This is a genomic window from [Phormidium] sp. LEGE 05292, assembly GCF_015207735.1.
In the GTDB taxonomy this organism is placed as follows: domain Bacteria; phylum Cyanobacteriota; class Cyanobacteriia; order Cyanobacteriales; family Aerosakkonemataceae; genus Floridanema.
The window spans coordinates 21,049-40,565 of record NZ_JADEWG010000029.1 but is presented as its reverse complement, the minus strand read 5'-3'; the positions used below and the strand labels follow the sequence as shown (position 1 = coordinate 40,565).

At 38.6% G+C, this 19,517-nt stretch carries 20 protein-coding genes; 15 read left to right on the top strand and 5 right to left on the bottom strand.

The window, feature by feature from the left end; all coding sequences use genetic code 11:
• Positions 1–145 precede the first annotated feature (145 nt).
• From IQ264_RS11165 to IQ264_RS11120, 10 genes are all read left to right on the top strand, one after another.
• Positions 146–2,455 carry a tetratricopeptide repeat protein gene (locus tag IQ264_RS11165; RefSeq protein ID WP_193980854.1) on the top strand — a complete coding sequence of 770 codons (2,310 nt, stop codon included), beginning with the start codon at positions 146–148 and terminating at the stop codon, positions 2,453–2,455.
• Between the two features lie 86 nt (positions 2,456–2,541).
• Positions 2,542–3,258 carry an SDR family oxidoreductase gene (locus IQ264_RS11160; RefSeq protein ID WP_193980853.1) on the top strand — a complete coding sequence of 239 codons (717 nt, stop codon included), beginning with the start codon at positions 2,542–2,544 and terminating at the stop codon, positions 3,256–3,258.
• 86 nt (positions 3,259–3,344) lie between these two features.
• On the top strand, positions 3,345–4,394 hold the full coding sequence (locus tag IQ264_RS11155; RefSeq protein WP_193980852.1) for a threonine aldolase family protein: 1,050 nt from the start codon (positions 3,345–3,347) through the stop codon (positions 4,392–4,394).
• The gene (gene glsA / locus IQ264_RS11150; RefSeq protein WP_193980851.1) at positions 4,391–5,314 is read left to right on the top strand and encodes a glutaminase A; all 924 of its coding nucleotides are present in this window, start codon (positions 4,391–4,393) and stop codon (positions 5,312–5,314) included. Before IQ264_RS11155 ends, glsA begins: the two co-directional genes overlap by 4 nt.
• 23 nt (positions 5,315–5,337) lie before the next feature.
• A complete protein-coding gene (locus IQ264_RS11145) occupies positions 5,338–5,808 on the top strand; it encodes a tetratricopeptide repeat protein (RefSeq protein ID WP_193980850.1) in 471 nt (156 codons plus the stop codon).
• 87 nt (positions 5,809–5,895) lie between these two features.
• Positions 5,896–6,657 (top strand): GDSL-type esterase/lipase family protein, encoded by a 762-nt coding sequence (locus tag IQ264_RS11140; RefSeq protein ID WP_193980849.1) that lies wholly within the window; start codon positions 5,896–5,898, stop codon positions 6,655–6,657.
• 107 nt (positions 6,658–6,764) lie between these two features.
• Complete coding sequence (locus tag IQ264_RS11135; RefSeq protein ID WP_193980848.1) at positions 6,765–8,222, top strand: MBOAT family O-acyltransferase; 1,458 nt, start codon at positions 6,765–6,767, stop codon at positions 8,220–8,222.
• Between the two features lie 2 nt (positions 8,223–8,224).
• Positions 8,225–9,796, top strand: a complete 1,572-nt coding sequence (locus IQ264_RS11130; RefSeq protein ID WP_193980847.1) for a hypothetical protein — start codon at positions 8,225–8,227, stop codon at positions 9,794–9,796.
• 21 nt (positions 9,797–9,817) lie between these two features.
• Entirely contained in the window at positions 9,818–10,180 is a 363-nt protein-coding gene (locus IQ264_RS11125) for a Lin0512 family protein (RefSeq protein ID WP_193980846.1), read from the top strand.
• Positions 10,177–11,238, top strand: a complete 1,062-nt coding sequence (locus tag IQ264_RS11120) for a S66 peptidase family protein (RefSeq protein WP_193980867.1) — start codon at positions 10,177–10,179, stop codon at positions 11,236–11,238. The genes IQ264_RS11125 and IQ264_RS11120 overlap by 4 nt, the downstream gene beginning before the upstream one ends.
• A gap of 143 nt (positions 11,239–11,381) precedes the next feature.
• Here IQ264_RS11120 and hpxZ read toward each other — a convergent pair whose 3' ends face one another.
• A complete protein-coding gene (gene hpxZ, locus IQ264_RS11115; protein ID WP_193980845.1) occupies positions 11,382–11,774 on the bottom strand; it encodes an oxalurate catabolism protein HpxZ in 393 nt (130 codons plus the stop codon).
• Positions 11,775–11,825: 51 nt separating this feature from the next.
• Positions 11,826–13,250: an amidohydrolase gene (locus IQ264_RS11110; RefSeq protein ID WP_193980844.1), complete on the bottom strand. Its 1,425-nt coding sequence runs from the start codon at positions 13,248–13,250 to the stop codon at positions 11,826–11,828.
• A gap of 138 nt (positions 13,251–13,388) precedes the next feature.
• Here IQ264_RS11110 and IQ264_RS11105 point away from each other — a divergent pair, with 138 nt between their 5' ends.
• The gene (locus IQ264_RS11105; RefSeq protein WP_193980843.1) at positions 13,389–14,159 is read left to right on the top strand and encodes a cysteine hydrolase family protein; all 771 of its coding nucleotides are present in this window, start codon (positions 13,389–13,391) and stop codon (positions 14,157–14,159) included.
• A gap of 124 nt (positions 14,160–14,283) precedes the next feature.
• Positions 14,284–14,736 (top strand): cupin domain-containing protein, encoded by a 453-nt coding sequence (locus IQ264_RS11100; RefSeq protein WP_193980842.1) that lies wholly within the window; start codon positions 14,284–14,286, stop codon positions 14,734–14,736.
• A 119-nt stretch (positions 14,737–14,855) separates the two neighbouring features.
• On the opposite strand, the gene IQ264_RS11095 is transcribed toward IQ264_RS11100, so the two are convergent.
• Positions 14,856–15,737, bottom strand: coding sequence for an ion channel (locus IQ264_RS11095; protein ID WP_193980841.1), 882 nt, complete (start codon positions 15,735–15,737; stop codon positions 14,856–14,858).
• 60 nt (positions 15,738–15,797) lie between these two features.
• Between IQ264_RS11095 and IQ264_RS11090 the strand changes: the two genes are divergently transcribed.
• The 3 genes from IQ264_RS11090 to IQ264_RS11080 all read left to right on the top strand — a co-directional run bounded on the left by IQ264_RS11090 (position 15,798) and on the right by IQ264_RS11080 (position 17,048).
• Positions 15,798–16,166: a sulfite exporter TauE/SafE family protein gene (locus IQ264_RS11090; RefSeq protein WP_193980840.1), complete on the top strand. Its 369-nt coding sequence runs from the start codon at positions 15,798–15,800 to the stop codon at positions 16,164–16,166.
• Between the two features lie 103 nt (positions 16,167–16,269).
• Positions 16,270–16,578 (top strand): hypothetical protein, encoded by a 309-nt coding sequence (locus tag IQ264_RS11085; protein WP_193980839.1) that lies wholly within the window; start codon positions 16,270–16,272, stop codon positions 16,576–16,578.
• A gap of 11 nt (positions 16,579–16,589) precedes the next feature.
• Positions 16,590–17,048 (top strand): hypothetical protein, encoded by a 459-nt coding sequence (locus tag IQ264_RS11080; protein WP_193980838.1) that lies wholly within the window; start codon positions 16,590–16,592, stop codon positions 17,046–17,048.
• A 325-nt stretch (positions 17,049–17,373) separates the two neighbouring features.
• Here the strand turns inward: IQ264_RS11080 and IQ264_RS11075 are convergent, their stop codons facing one another.
• Together IQ264_RS11075 and IQ264_RS11070 are read right to left on the bottom strand one after the other, a co-directional pair.
• Positions 17,374–17,622 carry a hypothetical protein gene (locus tag IQ264_RS11075; RefSeq protein ID WP_193980837.1) on the bottom strand — a complete coding sequence of 83 codons (249 nt, stop codon included), beginning with the start codon at positions 17,620–17,622 and terminating at the stop codon, positions 17,374–17,376.
• Positions 17,623–17,691: 69 nt separating this feature from the next.
• A complete protein-coding gene (locus IQ264_RS11070) occupies positions 17,692–19,161 on the bottom strand; it encodes a calcium-binding protein (RefSeq protein WP_193980836.1) in 1,470 nt (489 codons plus the stop codon).
• Positions 19,162–19,517 lie beyond the last annotated feature (356 nt).

The window sequence follows — 19,517 nt, the reverse complement described above, 5'->3', positions numbered from 1 at the left end:
AAGGTACGCGGAATGGCTTTTGTAAGCATCAGAGTTAAATTTGAAAAGCATCAAACTTAAGTTTGAAATTAAAGCAAAAGTAAGTTTGACAGCTAACCATGTGGAGAATGCAGATCGTAATTTTAGGTAATTGAGAGGCTAATTGATGCTATCAATAGAGTTTCTGGAGCAACAGGCTAAAGAAAAGGGGCTTACTAAAAGACAAACAGAGGTTCTTGTCGAAATTTTTCATAAAGATAAAACACAAGAGGAACTTCCAGATAGCCTCCATATCAGCCCTAACACACTTAAGAGTCACCTAAACATAATTTATGACCAGTTTGGAATTGAAGGGAGAGGCCCAGGCAAACTTGATAAACTGCGTTCACTTCTTGCAAAAGAATATCAGATATATAGTTGTTCACTTTCTGTTACCTCTAACGCTTCAGACGCGAGTATTGCTGAAATTTTAAGAATTATCCAGGGAATTCAAAAAAAAGAGACTATTAAAATTTCTTCAGCTAACCTAATCACCGATCGACCAACAAGAGACAATTGGAAAGGTCGTGATAAAGAAATTCAAGACCTGCGAACGTGGTTAGCAGATGCCAAAATAAGGACTATTGGCATTCAAGGATTGAGCGGTGTGGGTAAATCTTGGTTAGCAGCGTATCTTTATGAATCTATCGATCGGGAGCTAAAATTTTGGGCTGATGTCAGACAAGGTACGGATTTTACAGTCTTTGCCCAAAACGTCTTGCTCAAATTAACTGATAAATCTCCAGAAGAGTTATTAGAACGTCGGGAACCAGAGGAATTAATTATTGCTTTGCTCAACACTTTGAAACAGCGTTCGTGCTTACTAGTAATCGATAACCTAGAAACCTTACTCGATCAAGATCGGCACTTTATAGCGAGCTACAAAGAATTCTTCAGACGCTGGATCGAGCATGGAACAACCAGTAAATTGCTTATAACAACTCAAACCCAACCAGCGATTATGGAAGGACATTGCTGTTGGTTAGCTTTACAAGGACTTGAAGCTACTGATGGAGCTACCTTATTACAGGAATTGGGAATTGTTGGTTCTAATAGTGAACTACAAGATTTCTCTAAGTATCTCAACGGACACCCAAAAATGTTGCGTCTAGTAGCATCTAAGTTAAAATCAGGCACTCACATCCGTGAAGCAGATGAACTGCGCTTCAGGCAACTTGACCTTTTGTTAAATAAAATACCCATGCCTTATAGGAATCGGGAAAAAGTCTTATTTATCTCTATTTTGGAAGAAACCTTTAGCGGATTAAGCCAAGAGATGCAAAGTTTTTTTCTGAATCTCAGCCTCTATCGTCTTCCATTTGATCGAGATGCAGCAGTAGTAATTTTAGCTGATAACGAAGAATCAGCGAGTGCATGGGAAACTCAACAAACGCTAGATGAACTGATAAGCCGTTCTCTATTAGATGAAATTCAAGGAGAGCGAAGGCAATATCAGTTTCATCCATTTGTGTTGCAGTATGCGAAGCAAAAGGTTGGTAATCAACCTGAAGCTTTACGAAAGAAAATCATATCTTATTACCAAAGTGTTGCCTTAGATAGCAGCACTTGGGAAACACTCGAAGACTTAACACTATATATAGAAATTTTCTATCAATACTGCGAACTCAAAGAATATGCCCAAGCGTTCTATACTATCTTCCACAGCAATGATGATGAAGATTGCGAGAATTTTTTGAGGTTAAGTGGCTACAACTATGTACGAGCTAGTCTGTATGAACAGTTAGTGCAGTCATGGCAACCTAACGAGTCAGAGATGTGGGAGTTACAGTTGGCTTTTACTCGCTTGGGAGATGCTTTATATTGCTTGGGTAAACACGCATTGGCAATTAAGCATCATCGCGAAGCCTTGAAAATTGCATGGCAGATTGATTATATTGAAGGTGTGGCTGGCTCTTTAATTAATATAGGTCTTGCCTATAAAGATTTAAAGGATTACCGTCGAGCTTTTCAGTATACCCGTAAAGGAATTAAGTTTGCAGAACTAATTGATCATACCCATTTTATAGCTAACGGATTGAATAATTTAGGTATTATTTTCTTTGAAAATAATGAATATTATCTAGCAATTGGATATTACGAAAGATCTCAGACAATTAAACAAGATATTGGTCTCCTAGACGATGCAGCATCTCTAATTAATTTGGGAGATGCTTATCGTTGTCTGGAGCAATATGATCGAGCAATACCGTATCTTGAACAAGGGATTTATATTGCTAAACAGAATGGCGATCGCCTATTTGAAGCTAATGGTTGGTCTAATTTGGCACTTGCGTTAGAAGAAATAGGCAAAAAGTCAGAAGCAATTACTGCTTATGAAAATGCTTATTTGCTTTGTCAGTTAATGGAACTTAATGAACGAGTACAGGAATATAATAATTGTATCCAACGTCTTTCAGAAGATTTGAGTAAAGAATAAGATTAAACATTTATATATCACTACTAAAAAACAAATTAACTAAAATAGTTAATAATTATTTTAATATCAATAGGATAGAATCCCAAATGACTACCACCAAAAAACTAGCCATCGTCACAGGTGCAAATCGCGGAATCGGTTTTGAAACTTGTCGCCAATTGGCAAAAAATGACATTCAAGTTATTCTCACCAGTCGTGATGAAACTAAAGGGAAAGCTGCCGCAGAACAACTACAATCAGAAGATTTAGATGTTAGTAGTTACCCTCTTGATGTGACTAATGCCGAAAGTATTGAACATCTGGCTCAGTTCATTCGCGATCGGTTTGGTAAATTAGATATTTTGGTAAATAATGCTGCGATTGCATTGGATTTTTCCGCTGATGGTTCAAGTATTTTTAAAGCGAAAATCAGCACTATCCAGCAAACTATCGAAACCAATGTATATGGGCCATTGTTAATTTGTCAGCCGTTAATTCCCTTAATGCAAATCAATAATTACGGACGGGTGGTAAATGTTTCTTCTGGTGCGGGACAATTGCAAGAAATGAGAAGTGGATACGCTGCTTATCGGATGTCAAAAACTGCGTTGAATTCCCTTACTAAAATGTTTGCTTATGAGTTGCAAGGGACGAATATTTTGGTAAATTCGGTTTGTCCTGGGTGGGTAAAAACGGATATGGGGGGGCCAAATGCACCTCGGACGACTGAGCAAGGGGCTGATACAATTGTTTGGTTGGCAACTTTGCCGGATGATGGGCCTACGGGGGGATTTTTCCGGGATAGAGAGGCGATCGCCTGGTAAAATAAGTTGTCACTGTTTAAAGTGGAAGATTTTCGTTTTTTTCTCTATCATTCCAATAGAACAGTTGCAACTAACCTCTGAAGTTAATGAATTTCTGTAGCGATAATGTCACAGGCGTAGCACCGGAAATCATGGCAGCATTAATTGCTGCTAATCAAGGCACAGCTATGCCTTATGGTAACGATGAATACACCCAAAAATTACAAACTCTTTTTTCCGAATTATTTGAAACTGATGTCATCGTTTTTCCGGTAGCCACAGGTTCTGCTGCTAACTCTCTGGCTTTATCAGTAATCACCCCTCCTTATGGTGCGATTTATTGCCACAATGAATCCCATATTAATCTTGATGAATGTGGTGCTCCAGAATTCTATACTGGTGGTGCTAAATTAGTAGCAATTCCTGGAGAACATGGCAAATTTACCTCTGATGATTTGGCATTAAAATTAAAAAATGCAGGTGCAGGAATTGTGCATCATATCCAACCTGCTGCTGTTAGTATTACCCAGGCAACTGAAGCCGGAACAGTTTATACTGTAGATGAAATTCGCCAAATTGCAGAAGTCACTCACGCGCATAATCTCAGTTTACATCTTGATGGAGCAAGGTTTGCTAATGCTGTCGTTTCTTTAGGTTGTACTCCCGCAGAAATGACTTGGCGTGCTGGTGTTGATATCTTATCTTTCGGTGCTACTAAAAATGGCGCAATGGCGGCAGAGGCAGTGGTATTTTTCAACCGTAAATTAGCAGAAAGTTTCGCTTTTCGGCGCAAACGTGGGGGACATTTATTTTCAAAAATGCGTTTTTTATCAGTGCAATTAGAAGCATATATTAAAGATGATTTGTGGTTAAAAAATGCGATTAATGCTAATCAGATGGCAGCTAAATTAGTTGCGGGTTTAATTAATTTACCTGGTGCGAAACTTTGTCATCCGGTAGACGCGAATGAAATTTTTATTCAATTGCCGGAAGTTGTGATTCAAGGTCTTTTTGCTGAAGGTTTTCAGCTTTATCGTTGGGAAGGGGAAGATTCGACAACCTTAAGATTAGTTACAGCGTATAATACTAAAGAGGAAGATGTTAATGCTTTGATTAAAGCGGCTGAATCCTATTCTGTAGTGTTGGCTAGTAGATGATGAATTCAGCAAAATTATCTAATTTAACTCAAGAGCAATTAGAGGGTTTGGCTGTCCAAGCAAGAAGTTACAGTCAAGGGGGTAGATTACCTGATTATATTCCCCTGTTGGCTCAAGTTAATCCTGAATGGTTTGCGGTACAAATTAATTGCACTAATGGGCAAATTTTTAGGGTTGGGGAAACTGAAATACCTTTCGTTTTAATGAGTGTAATTAAGCCTTTTGTGTTGCTATGTTTGTTAGAGGAAATGGGGAGAGAGGCGGTGTTTTCTCATGTGGGAATGCAGCCTTCTGACCAGCCTTTTTTCTCGATCGAACAGTTAGAAGCTGACAAAGGTTGGCCCAGAAATCCAATGATTAATAGTGGTGCGATCGCACTCGCTTCTTTATTACCTGGCGCAGATGGTTTTTCTCGTTGCGAAAACTTACGTCAATGGTTAAATAAACGTGCTGGAGCTAATTTAGTGTTAGATAAAGCGATGCTCAATTCTGTAGTTGCGGCTGGTGGAGGACGGAATCGCTCGATCGCTAAAGTAATGTTTGAATTTGGGTTTCTGAATGCTCCAGAAATTGCGATCGACACTTACAATCATATATGTTGTTTGGCAGGAAATATCAGTGATTTAGCCAAATTGGGAATGTTATTGGCACAAGAAAAAGCGGGAATTTCTAGAGAACATCGACGCATTGTGAATGCTTTAATGATGAATTGTGGATTGTATGAAGCATCAGCTAGTTTTGCTGTAAAAGTAGGTTTACCAACTAAATCGGGGGTGAGTGGCGCTTTATTATCTATTGTACCTTCAGCAGGTGCGATCGCTTGTTATAGTCCCGCTCTCGATTATATAGGTAATTCTAAAGCTGGAATATTCTTCTTAGAAAAATTCACTAATTCCCTGAATCTTAGCGTGTTTATTTAATCGTTTTTTCTGGTTAATACATTATGAATGAGTACCGCATAAACCAACTATTAAATGATTTAAAAAATGCTGATGAGGAAATACGCGATCGCGCAACAGCAGAACTTTGGCGTATATGGTTTGAGCAAAAAGGCGCGATCGGATTTGAAATCATTCGTCAGGCTCAAATGTCACTAGAAGCTGGAAAAATTAAAGATGCAGAAATAACACTTACCCAACTAATTTCTGACTTACCAGACTTTGCAGAAGCTTGGAATCGCCGCGCAGTTTTATACTATTCAATTGGCGAATACAAAAAAGCAATTGCCGACTGCAAAATGGTAATTAAGCTCAATCCGATTCATTTTGGAGCACTTCACGGTTTAGGATTATGTCACGCCGCAATAGGCGAATATCGTGAGGCAATCCAAGCTTTTCACCAAGCATTAGAAATTCAGCCTCATGCTTTAATCAATCAAAAATTAATTTTAGAATGTACCGCCAGATTGAGTTGATTTTATGGCTCTTCTAGACTTAATCTACTTGACAGCAACACTACCCTAGTATATTGTTAGTTTTATTTTTGATTTTTCATCAGTAAAATGCTTCTCTCACCTAAATCAAAGAAAAAAAACTGGGGAATGGTCTTTTCCATAACCCTAAATATTATATTTTTGACTTATGTAATAGTTTTTATTCCTAAAAAAGGCTTAACAACTTATTTGATGAGTCAGCAGTTATTGGGGAGATACTTTAATAATACTTCTCAGGATAATTTCCGACCATCAGAATTTTCTTCTTATTATTTAGATCGGAGAAGTTTATTTGAGATAATCCCTCAAACTCCAAATAATATTGTATTTTTAGGAGATAGTTTGATCGAACGATGTGAATGGTCAGAAATTTTAGAAAATTCTAATGTTAAAAATAGAGGTATTGCTGGGGATAATTTATATGGAATACTGAAAAGATTAGATCAAGTAACGGTAAATCGTCCGAAAAAAATATTTTTGATGATTGGGATAAATGACGTAATTAGCGAGCAAAAATTAGAGGAAATAGTGAAAAAATATAGAATGGTACTAAGTAACATTAAACAATCAAGTCCCAGCACCGAAGTATATATTCAAAGCGTTTTGCCAGTGAACAGTCGCTTTAACAAACCAGTAGATAATAACCTAATCTTTCGGCTAAACCAAGAATTACAAGTTTTAGCAGGAGAATTTAACTATCAGTATATAGACCTATATTCATTTTTTACGATCGACAACGAACTATCTTACCGTTACACAAATGATGGTATTCATTTAAATGGAGAAGGCTATGCAGTATGGAAAGAAATTATCAAAAATTATGTAAATTAATTTATGCTGGCTGATATTACCTATTACAGTAATAATAGTCAAAAAAGTTGACAAGTATTATATAATTAACAGCGATCGCAATTTGTTTCCTTTCTTAATATAGAACTGTGCTGTTCAACTCTTATAGTTTTATCTTTGGCTTTTTGCCGATTACCTTAATAGTCTTTTTCACTTTAACCAAGTTTCGTTTAATTTCCATTGCTAGAACTTGGTTACTTATCGCTTCTTTAGTGTTCTACGCTAACTGGAACGTTTCCTATTTGCCACTGTTACTAATATCCATCAGTTGTAATTATTTAATTGGCAAGTACATCGAACAAGCCCAACCAAACATTGAAAAAGCAAAATTATTTTTATGGCTGGGCATTTGTTTCAATTTAGCTTTACTGGGCTATTATAAATACGCCAACTTTTTTATTAAAAATTTAAGTGAATTAATTCACACAAACTGGCAAATCACTGGAATTATTCTGCCATTGGGAATTTCATTTTATACCTTTATTCAAATCGCTTATTTAGTAGATACTTATAACGGTAAAGCTAAACAATCTGATTTCCTCACTCACAGCCTTTTTGTGGCATTTTTTCCTCACGTAATTGCAGGGCCAATATCAGATAATAAACAGGTAATTCCGCAATTTCAGAAATTAAAAACTTATGTTTTTTCTCATAAAAACATGGCTAGAGGTTTAGCCCTATTTATTTTAGGACTCGCCAAAAAAGTTTTGATTGGCGATCATATAGCATCTTGGGTTGCGCCTGTATTTGACAACGCTTTTCAAGTCAGCTTTATTGAAGCTTGGGTGGGAGCATTGAGCTACACCTTGCAGCTATATTTTGATTTTTCTGGTTACTCTGATATGGCAGTAGGGTTAGGTTTGATGCTTAATATTAAGCTACCAATCAACTTTAATTCACCTTATAAAGCCTTTTCTATTAGTGATTTTTGGCGACGCTGGCACATCACTCTTTCTAATTTTTTAAGAGACTATTTATACATTCCTTTAGGTGGTAGTCGTCAAGGAGAAATTCGCCGCTATGCTAACTTAATAATTACTATGTTATTAGGTGGATTGTGGCATGGTGCTGGTTGGACTTTTGTAATTTGGGGTGCTTTACATGGAATTTACCTATCAATTAATCATTCGTGGAAATTACATGGTAAAACTTTACCTAAATCAGTAGGATGGACAATTACATTTTTAGCTGTAGTAGTGAGCTGGGTGTTTTTCCGGGCGCGGAATGCTACTGACGCTTGGCAAATTTTACAAACAATGATTGGTGCAAAAGGTGTTGTTATTGCTAGCAATTATGAAAGTTTGTTCGGTTGGTTGTCCCCCATCGGAGTGAAGTTTAGCCAAAGTTTTCCCTACTTAAAAGGAGGAGGAGAAAGTTTAATTGTTTTAGCAGCATTACTAGTAGGTGTGACAGTTTTACCAAATACTAATCAAATGCTGCAATTGTTTAAACCCAATTTATTATGGGTAATATCTCTGACTACTCTGGCTGCTCTTTGCCTATTATCTTTAAATCGAGTTTCTGAGTTCCTTTATTTCCAGTTTTAGCAATGATTCATAGCAGAAGTTATCGCCTGTTTAACTTGTTGTTTCTGCCTTTGGTAGGATTGAATGTAGCTTCGATCGCTATTTTTAATTTAGTTGTCGATCCTTATGGCGTAATCAAAAATCTGACTGCGCCAGAGGAAAACCAACCTAATGTAGCTGGTGATTCTTCAGTGCCAGTAGCTCTACCAAAGCAGCAAAACGTAGAGAGTAAAAATCAATCTAAACAGACAACTTTAGAGCAGAGAAATAAATATAGAGCCGAGCGATTTAAAATAAATTTAGCCACCCTCAGTATTACGAAGATTCAGCCTAAAACAGTGTTTTTAGGTACGTCTACAGCTTTAAAATTATCTACAGAACACCCAGCTTTAACTGCACACCCAGTTTATAACTTGGCTTTGCCTGGGGCGAAAATGCGGGATATTAAAAGTTATTTTGATGATACTTTGGCTAATCATCCTGATTTACAAGAAGTAGTACTGAGCCTGGATTTCTTCGCTTTTGGCGGACAAAAAAAACCAGGAAAAGCAACTCCAGAAAATCAGCCAGAAAAGCCCCAAGAAGTAACTTTAGTCAGAACAAATAAATACAGTGTAACTATTCCTGAGTTGATTAAAATTAATTTCTCTTTGGATACTTTCGCTGCTAGCTTAAGAAAAGTTACTTTGCCTGCTGTAGCTCTACCGCAGCCAGGTGAACAACAACCAAAATCAGAGGGGCAAAAAAAATCGAAGGTTTTAGCAGCACGAATCGATCGCAAATCCTCTGCTCGTCTCAAAGCAAAAAATAAAAAAAATAGCAAGAAAAAGAGTATAGAGAAAGCTAAAGAAGCTAAAGAAAAGAACACATCAAAAGCCAAACAAAAGGAAAAACAAACCACCAAGCCTAATCAAAAGGTGGAAAAAGATGTGAAAAAGTCCAAACTTGGTGCGGCTGAGCAGGAAAAGAAAACTCCTGTAGCCAATCCTAAAGTTAATCCTTTGGCGGTGCAAGCTGTCGTCAAACAACCAAAAGGTGTCGATAAAGATAGCGAAAGATATAGAAATTTTAAGAGAGTAATGAAAATGTATTTGATGGAAAAAAGTCTCTATAAAGACTATAATCTTTCGGAAGAAGAGTTAGTTGCTTTTCAATCAATTGTTGATACTTGTAAACAGCGTAATATTAAACTGAAAGTATTTATTGCTCCAGTACACGCCGCCCAATTAGAAGTAATTAATAGGGCTGGTATTTGGTCACAATTTGAAGATTGGAAACGTAAAATTGCTACCATAACTCCGGTTTGGGACTTCTCTAGTTACAGCAATCTAACTATAGAACCGATCGGTGATAATATGAAAAATTTCGTGGATAGCGTACATTATCAAGAGGAAGTTGGTAACTTAATTATGCGGCGGATATATAATTATCAAACTGAAAAAGTTCCGCCGAATTTTGGCAAATTAATTAGTCCGAACAATATAGAAGCTCACTTAAAAATAATTCGGGAACAACGCTTAAATTGGAAGGATAATAATCTGCAAATAGTGCAGTTTGTCATAGAACTGAAAAAGGAAACTGATTTGGTTAAGTAATCAGCAAATTAAGAGGTAAAAATGACTCGGAAACGTTTGGTTATTGAAATGGGAATGGGTGTGGATCAGCACGGACAAGAACCAACTGTAGCGGCGGCTAGGGCGGTGCGAAATGCGATCGCACACAATGCGTTACCCGGAGTTTGGGAAGTTGCAGGTTTAAACGACCCAAATCAGATGATTGTTGAAGTAAAAGTTGCTGTTCCTTACCCCGAACAAGTGCGCCAAGAGGAAGTATTAGCAGTGCTACCTTTTGGGCAAAAAACTTTAACTGTAGAAGCTGGAGGAATGGTAGTTGAAGGGAGAGCGATCGCATCTCTTAATGATAAAAATGATGAAATGTTAATCGCTGTAGCGGCGGTGACAGTTTGGATAGATACATGAATTTCGATCGCCGCCAACTTCTACAAGCTTTGGGACTCGCCGCCTTCACCAGTCAATTACCAAAAATTGCTCAAGCTAACTCATTTTCTCAGCCAATTTTAAAGCCACCTAGCCTGAAAGTTGGTGATACAATTGGTTTAGTTAATCCTGCTAGTTTCATTACTTCCGAAGAACTAGAAGAAGTTAAACAAACCCTGAAAAACTTAGGATTAAATTACAAATTAGGGGCGCATATTTTAGACAAATACGGTTACTTAGCAGGTAGAGATATCGATCGTGCTGCTGATATTAATGCCATGTTTGTTGATCCATCAATTAAAGCAATTCTCACCCTGCGCGGTGGTTGGGGTTGTAATCGAATTTTACCCTTAATAAACTACCAATTAATTAGAAAAAATCCCAAAATTATCATTGGTTATAGTGATATTACTTCCTTACTTTTAGCAATTTATGCCCTAAGTGGAATTGTAACTTTTCACGGGCCAGTCGCCACATCTACTTGGAATCAATTTACAGTGAATTATGTGCAGCGAATTTTGTTTAATGAAGAAGCTGTTACTATGCAAAATCCCCCGAATACTGGGGAAAATTTTAATTCTAGTCCCATTCAAATAGAAACAATAACCCCCGGAAAAGCGCGAGGTAAATTAGTCGGTGGTAACTTATCAGTTTTATCAGCAATGATCGGTTCTGCTTACTTACCAAATTGGCAAGGGACTATCTTATTTATTGAAGACATTGGGGAAGAAGTTTATCGAGTCGATCGAATGTTAACCCAATTAAAACTTGCCGGAATACTCGATCGCATCTCCGGGTTTATTTTCGGTCAATGTACCAGATGCGATCCCGAAAAACCAGAGCAATCTTTAACATTAATGCAAGTTTTACAAGACCATATTCAACCATTAAAAATTCCCGCTTGGTATGGTGCAGCTATTGGTCATATTCCCAACAAATTCACCTTACCAATAGGAATAAACGTAGAAATTGATGCGAGTAACGGCACAATTCAAATGTTAGAAAGTGCTACTACTCAGATATTGCAGCAATGGAGGTAGAACCTCCGAAGACCTCGTTCCCAGGTTCAACCTGGGAACGAAAAATAGAGGCTCTGCCTTGTGGTGCAAGAGCTGAGTATAGGTACGTTGTTGAGCTTTAGCACTAGATTTGCGTTGAAGCGCAACAACGTCTTTTTTTATATTCATTTTCCTTCAGAAGTCATCAAAAAAGAAACATGAGCACAAACAACACGCCAACCTTCATTTGTCCGCATCCAAGTTTGACTTTGCCTGCCAATTTTATCTGATGATGGTGGACGTTTAAATTCAGTATTTACTGTGGCAAAATCTCGTCCGTAAGTAGTAATAATAGTATTGATTAAAACTCGTTCCAAATTAACAGCAGAACGTTTACTGCGAAAATTAGCAATCTCATCATAACCATAAAGATTTTCCGTTACTCCAAAGCGTAAAGTGTGGGGACTTTGCCAAAATAATTCATCGAGTACAGCCACATCATTACTAATTAAAGCTTTTTCGTAACGCTCAAATACCACCTTAACTTCAGCTACCACTTCAGGAATATTGATATCCATTGTTTCAAACCAGATAATAACAATAGTGGCACTTTTCCACTTTATAACTCTCTAAGAATAACCCTTAATCTCCCCCTCAGACAACCCCATCACACTGCGATAATGTGCTTCAAACTGGGTCACAGTTTTTGATTGTCGATTTGTTACCCATTGACTTTTGGCAAACAATTCCTGTTTTAAATTAGCTACATTAGTTGTAGTTACTCGACCATTTTCCACAATTATTTTACCATTTACCCAAACACTATCAACTACCTGAGTTGGACGACCTAAAATTAATAAACCAATGGGATCGGTCCGAGGTAACAAAGACAAATCAGTTAAATCATAAAGTACTAAATCAGCCTTTTTTCCCACCGTCAAAGAACCAAGCTTGTCTCCCATATTCAAACCTTTAGCCCCTCCCAAAGCTGCCATCTCCACTGATTGACGCGGGGTAATCCAATGTTGATAATCTAAATCTGTGACATTGTGCAGAATCGAACCAATTTTAATTGCTTCTAGCAAATCTTGAGAATCATTACTCGCAGAACCATCACAACCAAAAGTAACATTAACTCCCGCTTGGCGATATTTTAAAATAGGCGCAATTCCGCTACCTAAACGCAGGTTACTGAGAGGATTATGGACAACAGTTGACTGAGTTTCCGCTAAGATTGTGATATCATCATCAGTTAAATGGACGCAATGAGCTAAAGAAGTGCGCGAACTTAAATAACCAAGTTTGTTTAAATGTTCTACTGCACTACAACCATATTTTTCTTGAGCGAGTAACTGCTGTGCTTTGGTTTCTAAAAGGTGAGAATGACGACAAAGATTGTAGCGATCGCTCAATTCCGCACACCCAACAAATAACTCATCAGAACACAATTGAATTCCCGTAGGCGCAGTTAAAATATAAACTCCCGCCTCTGGTTGATGAAACTTATTTATAGCCTCCTGCAACATTTCTAAAATTTCTGTTGCAGAACGCCCCTTAGTTGGATTTTCCGGTTGATTTTCCCCACTGGGAATCCCAGAAATCAAAGGTTGATCCCAAATTAAAGGCGCAATAAAAGCGCGAATTCCCACTTCTTGATAAGCACTAACCGCCGTAGCAATTGTTTCAATTTCTTGTCCGGGAATTAGCACCAAATGATCGACAACACTAGTACCACCTGATAATAAAGTTTCTACAGCCGTACCCAAAGCACTCAAATAAACTTTTTCTAGCTCTAAAGGTATGAAATCATAAAGTTCTGCCAACCACAATTCTAAAGGTAAAGGAGGAATAGCACCTCGTTGCCACATTTCTGGAGAGTGAGTATGGGCATTAAAAAAACCAGGCAACAATAACTTGTTTTGACAATTAACTACTGTGCCGACAACTTCTAAGTTGGGAGAAATTGCCGTAATTGTATCTCCCACAACTTGCAAATCTACAGTTGTGTAACCTTGGTCTACGGGAATTAAAGCTTGTTGAAGAGTAAAAGTCACGAATTTGTCCTTAACATTAAGAATTTAGAAATTTTATGAGTTTTGGCAGTAAAACAGTCAACAGTATTCACTATAACAGTGAAATTTGTTTGCACTCTATCATCGAATCTAACTCAAAACCAACAATTAACATTAATTATGCAAAATTTCCGTACCTTGGGTGTAGCGCCTAATGCTTGGGCGGTCAATGCCGAAATTGCCGATATTACCCGTCCACCTTTAGAACCCAAACCTATCATTTTAGCGACCGAAACTAAAACTTTGCGCCTCGACTTAGCAAAAACCGCCATATTAGTAATTGATATGCAAAATGACTTCTGTCATCCAGACGGTTGGTTGGCGCATATCGGCGTAGATGTCACACCTGCGAGGACTCCAATTAACCCTTTAAAAAGCTTTTTACCAGAGTTAAGAAAAGTCAACGTGCCGATAATTTGGCTGAACTGGGGAAATCGTCCCGACTTATTAAATATTAGCGCCGGACTGCGCCACGTTTACAATTCCACAGGCGATGCTGTAGGTTTGGGCGACCCTTTGCCGAAAAATAACGCTAAAGTTTTAATGGCAGGAAGTTGGGCAGCTGCGGTAGTAGATGAATTAGAACAAAAACCGGAAGATATTTTGGTTGATAAGTACAGAATGAGCGGTTTTTGGGATACAGCATTAGATAGTATTTTACGCAACTTGGGCAAAACAACTTTATTATTTGCCGGAGTCAACGCCGACCAATGTGTAATGGCAACATTACAAGACGCTAATTTTTTAGGTTACGATTGCATTTTAGTGAAAGATTGCACCGCTACTACTTCTCCTGAGTACTGCTGGTTAGCAACTCTTTACAATGTGAAACAATGTTTTGGTTTTGTTACAGATTCTCAAGCTATCTTAAAAGCAATTAATAATGGGTAAGTGGTAGTGGGTAGTGGGTAGTAGGCAGTGGGTAGTAGGTAGCAAGAAACAATTTTTCTTGCGATCGATTACTGGTTATTAAATCACAGTTAATAAATCACAAGTGACAAAGGGATTTAGAAAAATGAACAACTGTTGCGTAATTCCTGTTGTTAAGTCTCCTAGAGATTATCAAGCTTTTCGCATTAGTCCTCATGATACTAATCGTTTAGCAATTGTCTTCGATCCAACAACAGCTAACTTTTCTTTAACGTTATGTGTAGAAATCTTTGATATTGGGGGGAAAACTCCTCCGAATCGACATAATTTAGCTGTAGAAATGTTTTTTGTACTTAAAGGAGAAGGTAGGGCAAGCTGTGATGGTAAAACTGTTTCTATTCGTGCTGGAGACAGTATTTTAGTCCCACCAACAGGAATCCATCTGATAGAAAATACAGGCACAGAACGATTGTATGCTTTGTGTTTTATGGTTCCTAATGAAGACTTTGTGGAACTAATTCGCAGTGGTACGCCAGTAGAATTAGATGAGGAAGATTTAAGGGTTTTGCGTCGTTCAGATGCGTTAGTTGCTTGTTGAAAGCAGAGGAGCAGGGGGGCACAGGGGCAGAGGGGAAGGTAAAATCTAATTCTCCCCATCTCCCCATCTCCCCATCTCCCCATCTCCCAGTCCCCAGTCCCTAATCCCTATCAAATACCCTACAATTTGACTACATCGTGGAAGCGAGTATAATCAATTAATCTTTTGCCATCGGGCATGGTAACTAAAATATCTACAAAACGATGATTCCAGTGAATTTCTTCGGTTAAATAGGAGTGGCGAGTGTGAATTGTTTGGGCAACAGTTTCATCCATTCCGGTGAGAATAACGATGATTTCTATGTTGGAATGATGCAAGGTTTCTTCGGTTTCGCCATACAAAGGACTGGTTTCGTCAATGATGTGCATTGCTGTCCAAGTTAGGACGAAAAGAGGTGATTTGTTACGGACTAATTCTAAATCATAAAATCGCCGCATTACTGAACCTTCGATACTCACTTCGTCGCGCACTAAATTAACGTGCATTTCGGCTTCATAGATTTGGTTATGTCGTTCGTTAGCGGCGCGAAACATTAAGGTTGGTTTACCATTGTAGGTGGTAATTACTGCTACCTTGCTGAACAAAACTCTAGCAGTGGGACGAGAAAAGCGGGCGAACATTAACCCGGTTCCCATTGCTAAACCCATTAAACCAAATAATGCTTCGATCGCAACCACCAAATTCGCATAGTCAGTTTTGGGAAACATCGCCCCATAACCAATAGAAGCCATTGTTTGCACACTGAAGAAAAAAGCATCAGCAAAAGACCTCGGACGCGCATTGGCGATACTATCTCCTCCGGCTAAATATGCTAAGGCAAATAAACTATTGGCGATCGTATAAGCAACAATAATTACAATGACAAATTTACCCCAAGAAAGGGTCAGTAACCAATGGTAACTATCGCGCCAATGGAGGTGGGATGAACCTTTACGCAGGAGGTTTCGGCTGCCGCGACTCACAACATGAGGTAATTTATGGCGATGGTGGGTTTTGCTCATCAGAGTGGCTGATAGTTAAAAATTATTCTACTATTTGTCTAAGTTTTCGTTCATAATTTTATGTCTGTACTATTTCAATTATTGCTGATCGGTTTAGCCGCAGGTGTGGCAGGTGGGATGTTTGGCATCGGTGGCGGTGCAATCATGGTGCCTGCAATGGTGTTATTAATGGGGATGGATCAGAAGTTCGCTACTGGTACATCTATTGCAGCACAAATTTTGCCGATCGGTATTCTGGGTGCGATCGTCTATCAGCGCAACGGCAACTTAAATATTAAACACGCACTAATGATTGCTGCTGGATTAGTAATTGGTAATTTGTTTGGCGCAATATTTGCCAATCAACCATATATTAGTAGTGCCTTAATGAAAAAGCTTTACGGCATCTTTTTGTTACTCATCGGAGCTCGGTATTTATTTTATAGGTAAATTGGTCATTTGTCATTGGTTATTGGTTAATTGTTGAATGCCGATAACCAATTAATTTACAACTTCATTAATATTTCCTGCTTTTCCTGAAACTAAACTTATCGTGACTACAGGCAGAATTCACGATGAAATTCCCAGTAACTTACAAGAACAACTCCTCCTACAAGATGCTAAAGCAGGCAATTGCAGACCAATTCAAGTCGGTACAGATAAACTCCTGATGGATGCACCACGACTGGTAGCTAATTATGGTGGTAATCCTGAAGATTGGGATAAAATGACAAGTAATCAAGCTTTTGAAATTAATGGAGCTTCTGTACAAGTTCATTGGTTTCGTAACAGTCAAACTCTTCAAGATTTTGAATTTAAATTTAAACGCCAGTATCCCAAAACAGCACCTAAAAACCTCTAGAAAGTATCATTATGAAAATTCGTTGTATTGCCAATAAAGGAGACTTCCTTCCTGAAAATTATCTCTCTCCTCAACAAGGTTACACAAAACAATTAGAGTTTCCTTTAACAATAGGGAAGGAATATATAGTTTATGCTTTCTCTGCTAAACAAGGACAGATTTGGTATTACATCTGCGAAGATAACTATATGTATTATCCCATGCGGAGTCCTGCACCATTATTTGAGGTTGTTGATAACAGAATGTCTGCCTATTGGAGGTTGCAACTTTCTCCCAACGGTTTGTTAGAAGTGGCATTTGAACAGTGGTTTTCCGATCCTTATTTTTACGATAAATTAACCGATCAAAATGAGGAAGAAGTTTTAATTTTTGAGAAAGTCAAAGAATTGCTGGATGCAGAAGCTTCATCACCTGCACCAACAGCAAACGTTATTGAATCTGCTGTTTTGACAGCGAATATTTCAAGTTGAACCTGGAATTTATCAACCCATACTCAACAAAACAAGTGCCAGTTTTTCAGAGATTTTAGCGCCAAATCCTTGCCTTTTTCGAGGAAATTGTAGGGACACGGCATGAAAGAGATAAAGTAGAAGTTGCAAATATTAATGATGCCGTGTCCCTACTCCCACCAACAGACTTTTTCAGCAAGCCCTAAATACTTTCAATTCTTATGTTTTCAGTCCATTTTAATGGAATTGAGCTATTAGCCCGGAAATTGATTTCCGGGCGGGCGGCGCAGCGCAGGTGTAAGAAAGATCTCAGAAAAACCTTGTAGAGACGTTATATATAACGTCTCTACATGATGGGTAATGAATTAAACAATGTTTTCAGCTTCGCAACAGCTGCTTCAGGAGTTACAAAATTACTCACATCTGCTGGTAGTTCAACTGTTTTTTTGTTGTAGAACTTAACCACTAAATTGGTTATATTCATCGCCACCCTTTGATTAAATCGAAAAACTTCGGAAAAATTATCATCGCCATGAGTTGTTTGAATTTCATGTTCTCCAATTTCATTAACAAATGGCCAATCACAAATAAACAAAAAACCCGCCTTTTTAGGCGGGTAAAAAAGCTGCTAAATTGTAGCAAGCTTAATTTGTTTCAACCGTTTTTAGACAATTAGGAAGTCTGTTGGTGAGAGAGCTAAATTCTTGTCGAGAGTAGCAAATTTGCCACCTCCACCAAGTCCCGGAGCTGGACCATCTGGATTATAGAATAGTTCACCTGTTGGACTGCAGTAGATCAAGGAACCTTGAGCCGCGTTAATTAGATTTGCATCGGTACTGGTAACTATTGACAGAGAGACTGGTGCTGTAGAAGATAAGGCAGGGAATATGACAAAATTTCCTGTGTACGTGGTAGCAGTACCATCAAGAACAATTTTGTCAACTCCTACCTCAAAGCCTATGATGGTGTCACCTGCTGGAGTCGCTCCTTGAGGGTAAAATGGAAACTCAGCAACAGCTTGAGGTAGACCTAACGGGTCAGGAGTACCAACAGCAACTTTACTCGGAATAAACCAAATCTGATCGGACACACCATCTTTTTCTAACACTATGCTGTCATCGCCTAGACCACCTACTATGCTATCTGTGCCAGCACCAGCATATATAGTATCATTGTCAGTGCCGCCATAAATTAAGTCAGCACCTGCTCCACCGAAAATCTTGTCGGTGCCTGCTCCGCCTGAGATGCTACTGCCGCCACTGCCAGCATAGATGGTGTCGTTACCGGCTTTTGCATCAATAGTATCGATTCCACTGTCTAATGTCTCTGTTCCTTCTGTGTTACTACCACCAACTAGAAAATCTGCTGTGTCAGAACCCAGAATAGAATCTCCACCCTTTCCGCCGTAGACAGTATCAGTAGAACCAGGCACTGTAGCTATTATGGTATCATTGCCAAGATCGCCATAGAGGACACCAGATTTACCATTGCCATAAAGAATGTCATCATCTTGACCACCATACATGGTGACATTTGCTGTTGTTGCACCTTCAATGGTCAATATGTCCTTTCCTTTGTTCCCGTAGAGAAGAGTTGCTCCTTGAGAAACCAGAGTATCAGCGTCGTTTGCACCTATTAGGGTATCACCAGCTTTACCAAGGAGCGAGTCATTACCATCGTCCCCGGACAAGTAACCAGAACCTTGCCCTATTAGGATGTCATCACCCTGACCTCCGTAAAGAGTGGCAGTAGCAGCACCGACTAAGCTATCGCTGCCCTTATTGCCATACAGTACTGATTGTGCCTGTGCAATTAAGGTATCGTTACTAGTATCGGTACCAAGACTATCACCGCCAATTAAAGTATCCTGAAAGGTGGCGATTAGGATGTCAGCACCTTTATCGCCGTACAATACACTTTTTCCGGCACCACTCTTCAGGGAGTCATCACCTTGACCGCCGAACAGGGTGTTAGCACCAAGACTGAGCAGGGTATCACTGCCTGTATTTCCATAAATTAACCCACCGTCTCCGGTCGCCGTAATAAAGTCGTTACCCCCATTACCAAATACTGTATCACCAGTCTGGGAAATAATAGTATCAGGTCCACTTGTTCCAGATATTGTTGTTGCCATCTAAGCTACACTCCTCATTCCAAAAAACTGAACTGGATCTTTAATAGAGATATTACATAGATTCGCTACATTTGGGGCTAATTCTTTTGTACACCCAAATTCGCTCCCTAATTCTATCTCCTTTGCCTTCAGTAGTATAACTTGCACAATAATTTTCTCCAATTACCTAAACAGTAAATTTGTTAATGGTTTCTTAATGGTCTTTACTACCATCTGACCATCGCACCGTTTATATAGTTCCCTAGCTTGGGGATAAAATTACACTTGTAGCTAAGGAATCTCATTTTGGCAACGGTCTTTTTCCAAATTAGCCGAACTTACATCCTGTAAGGGTAACTTTGTTGTGTGTTTTAACG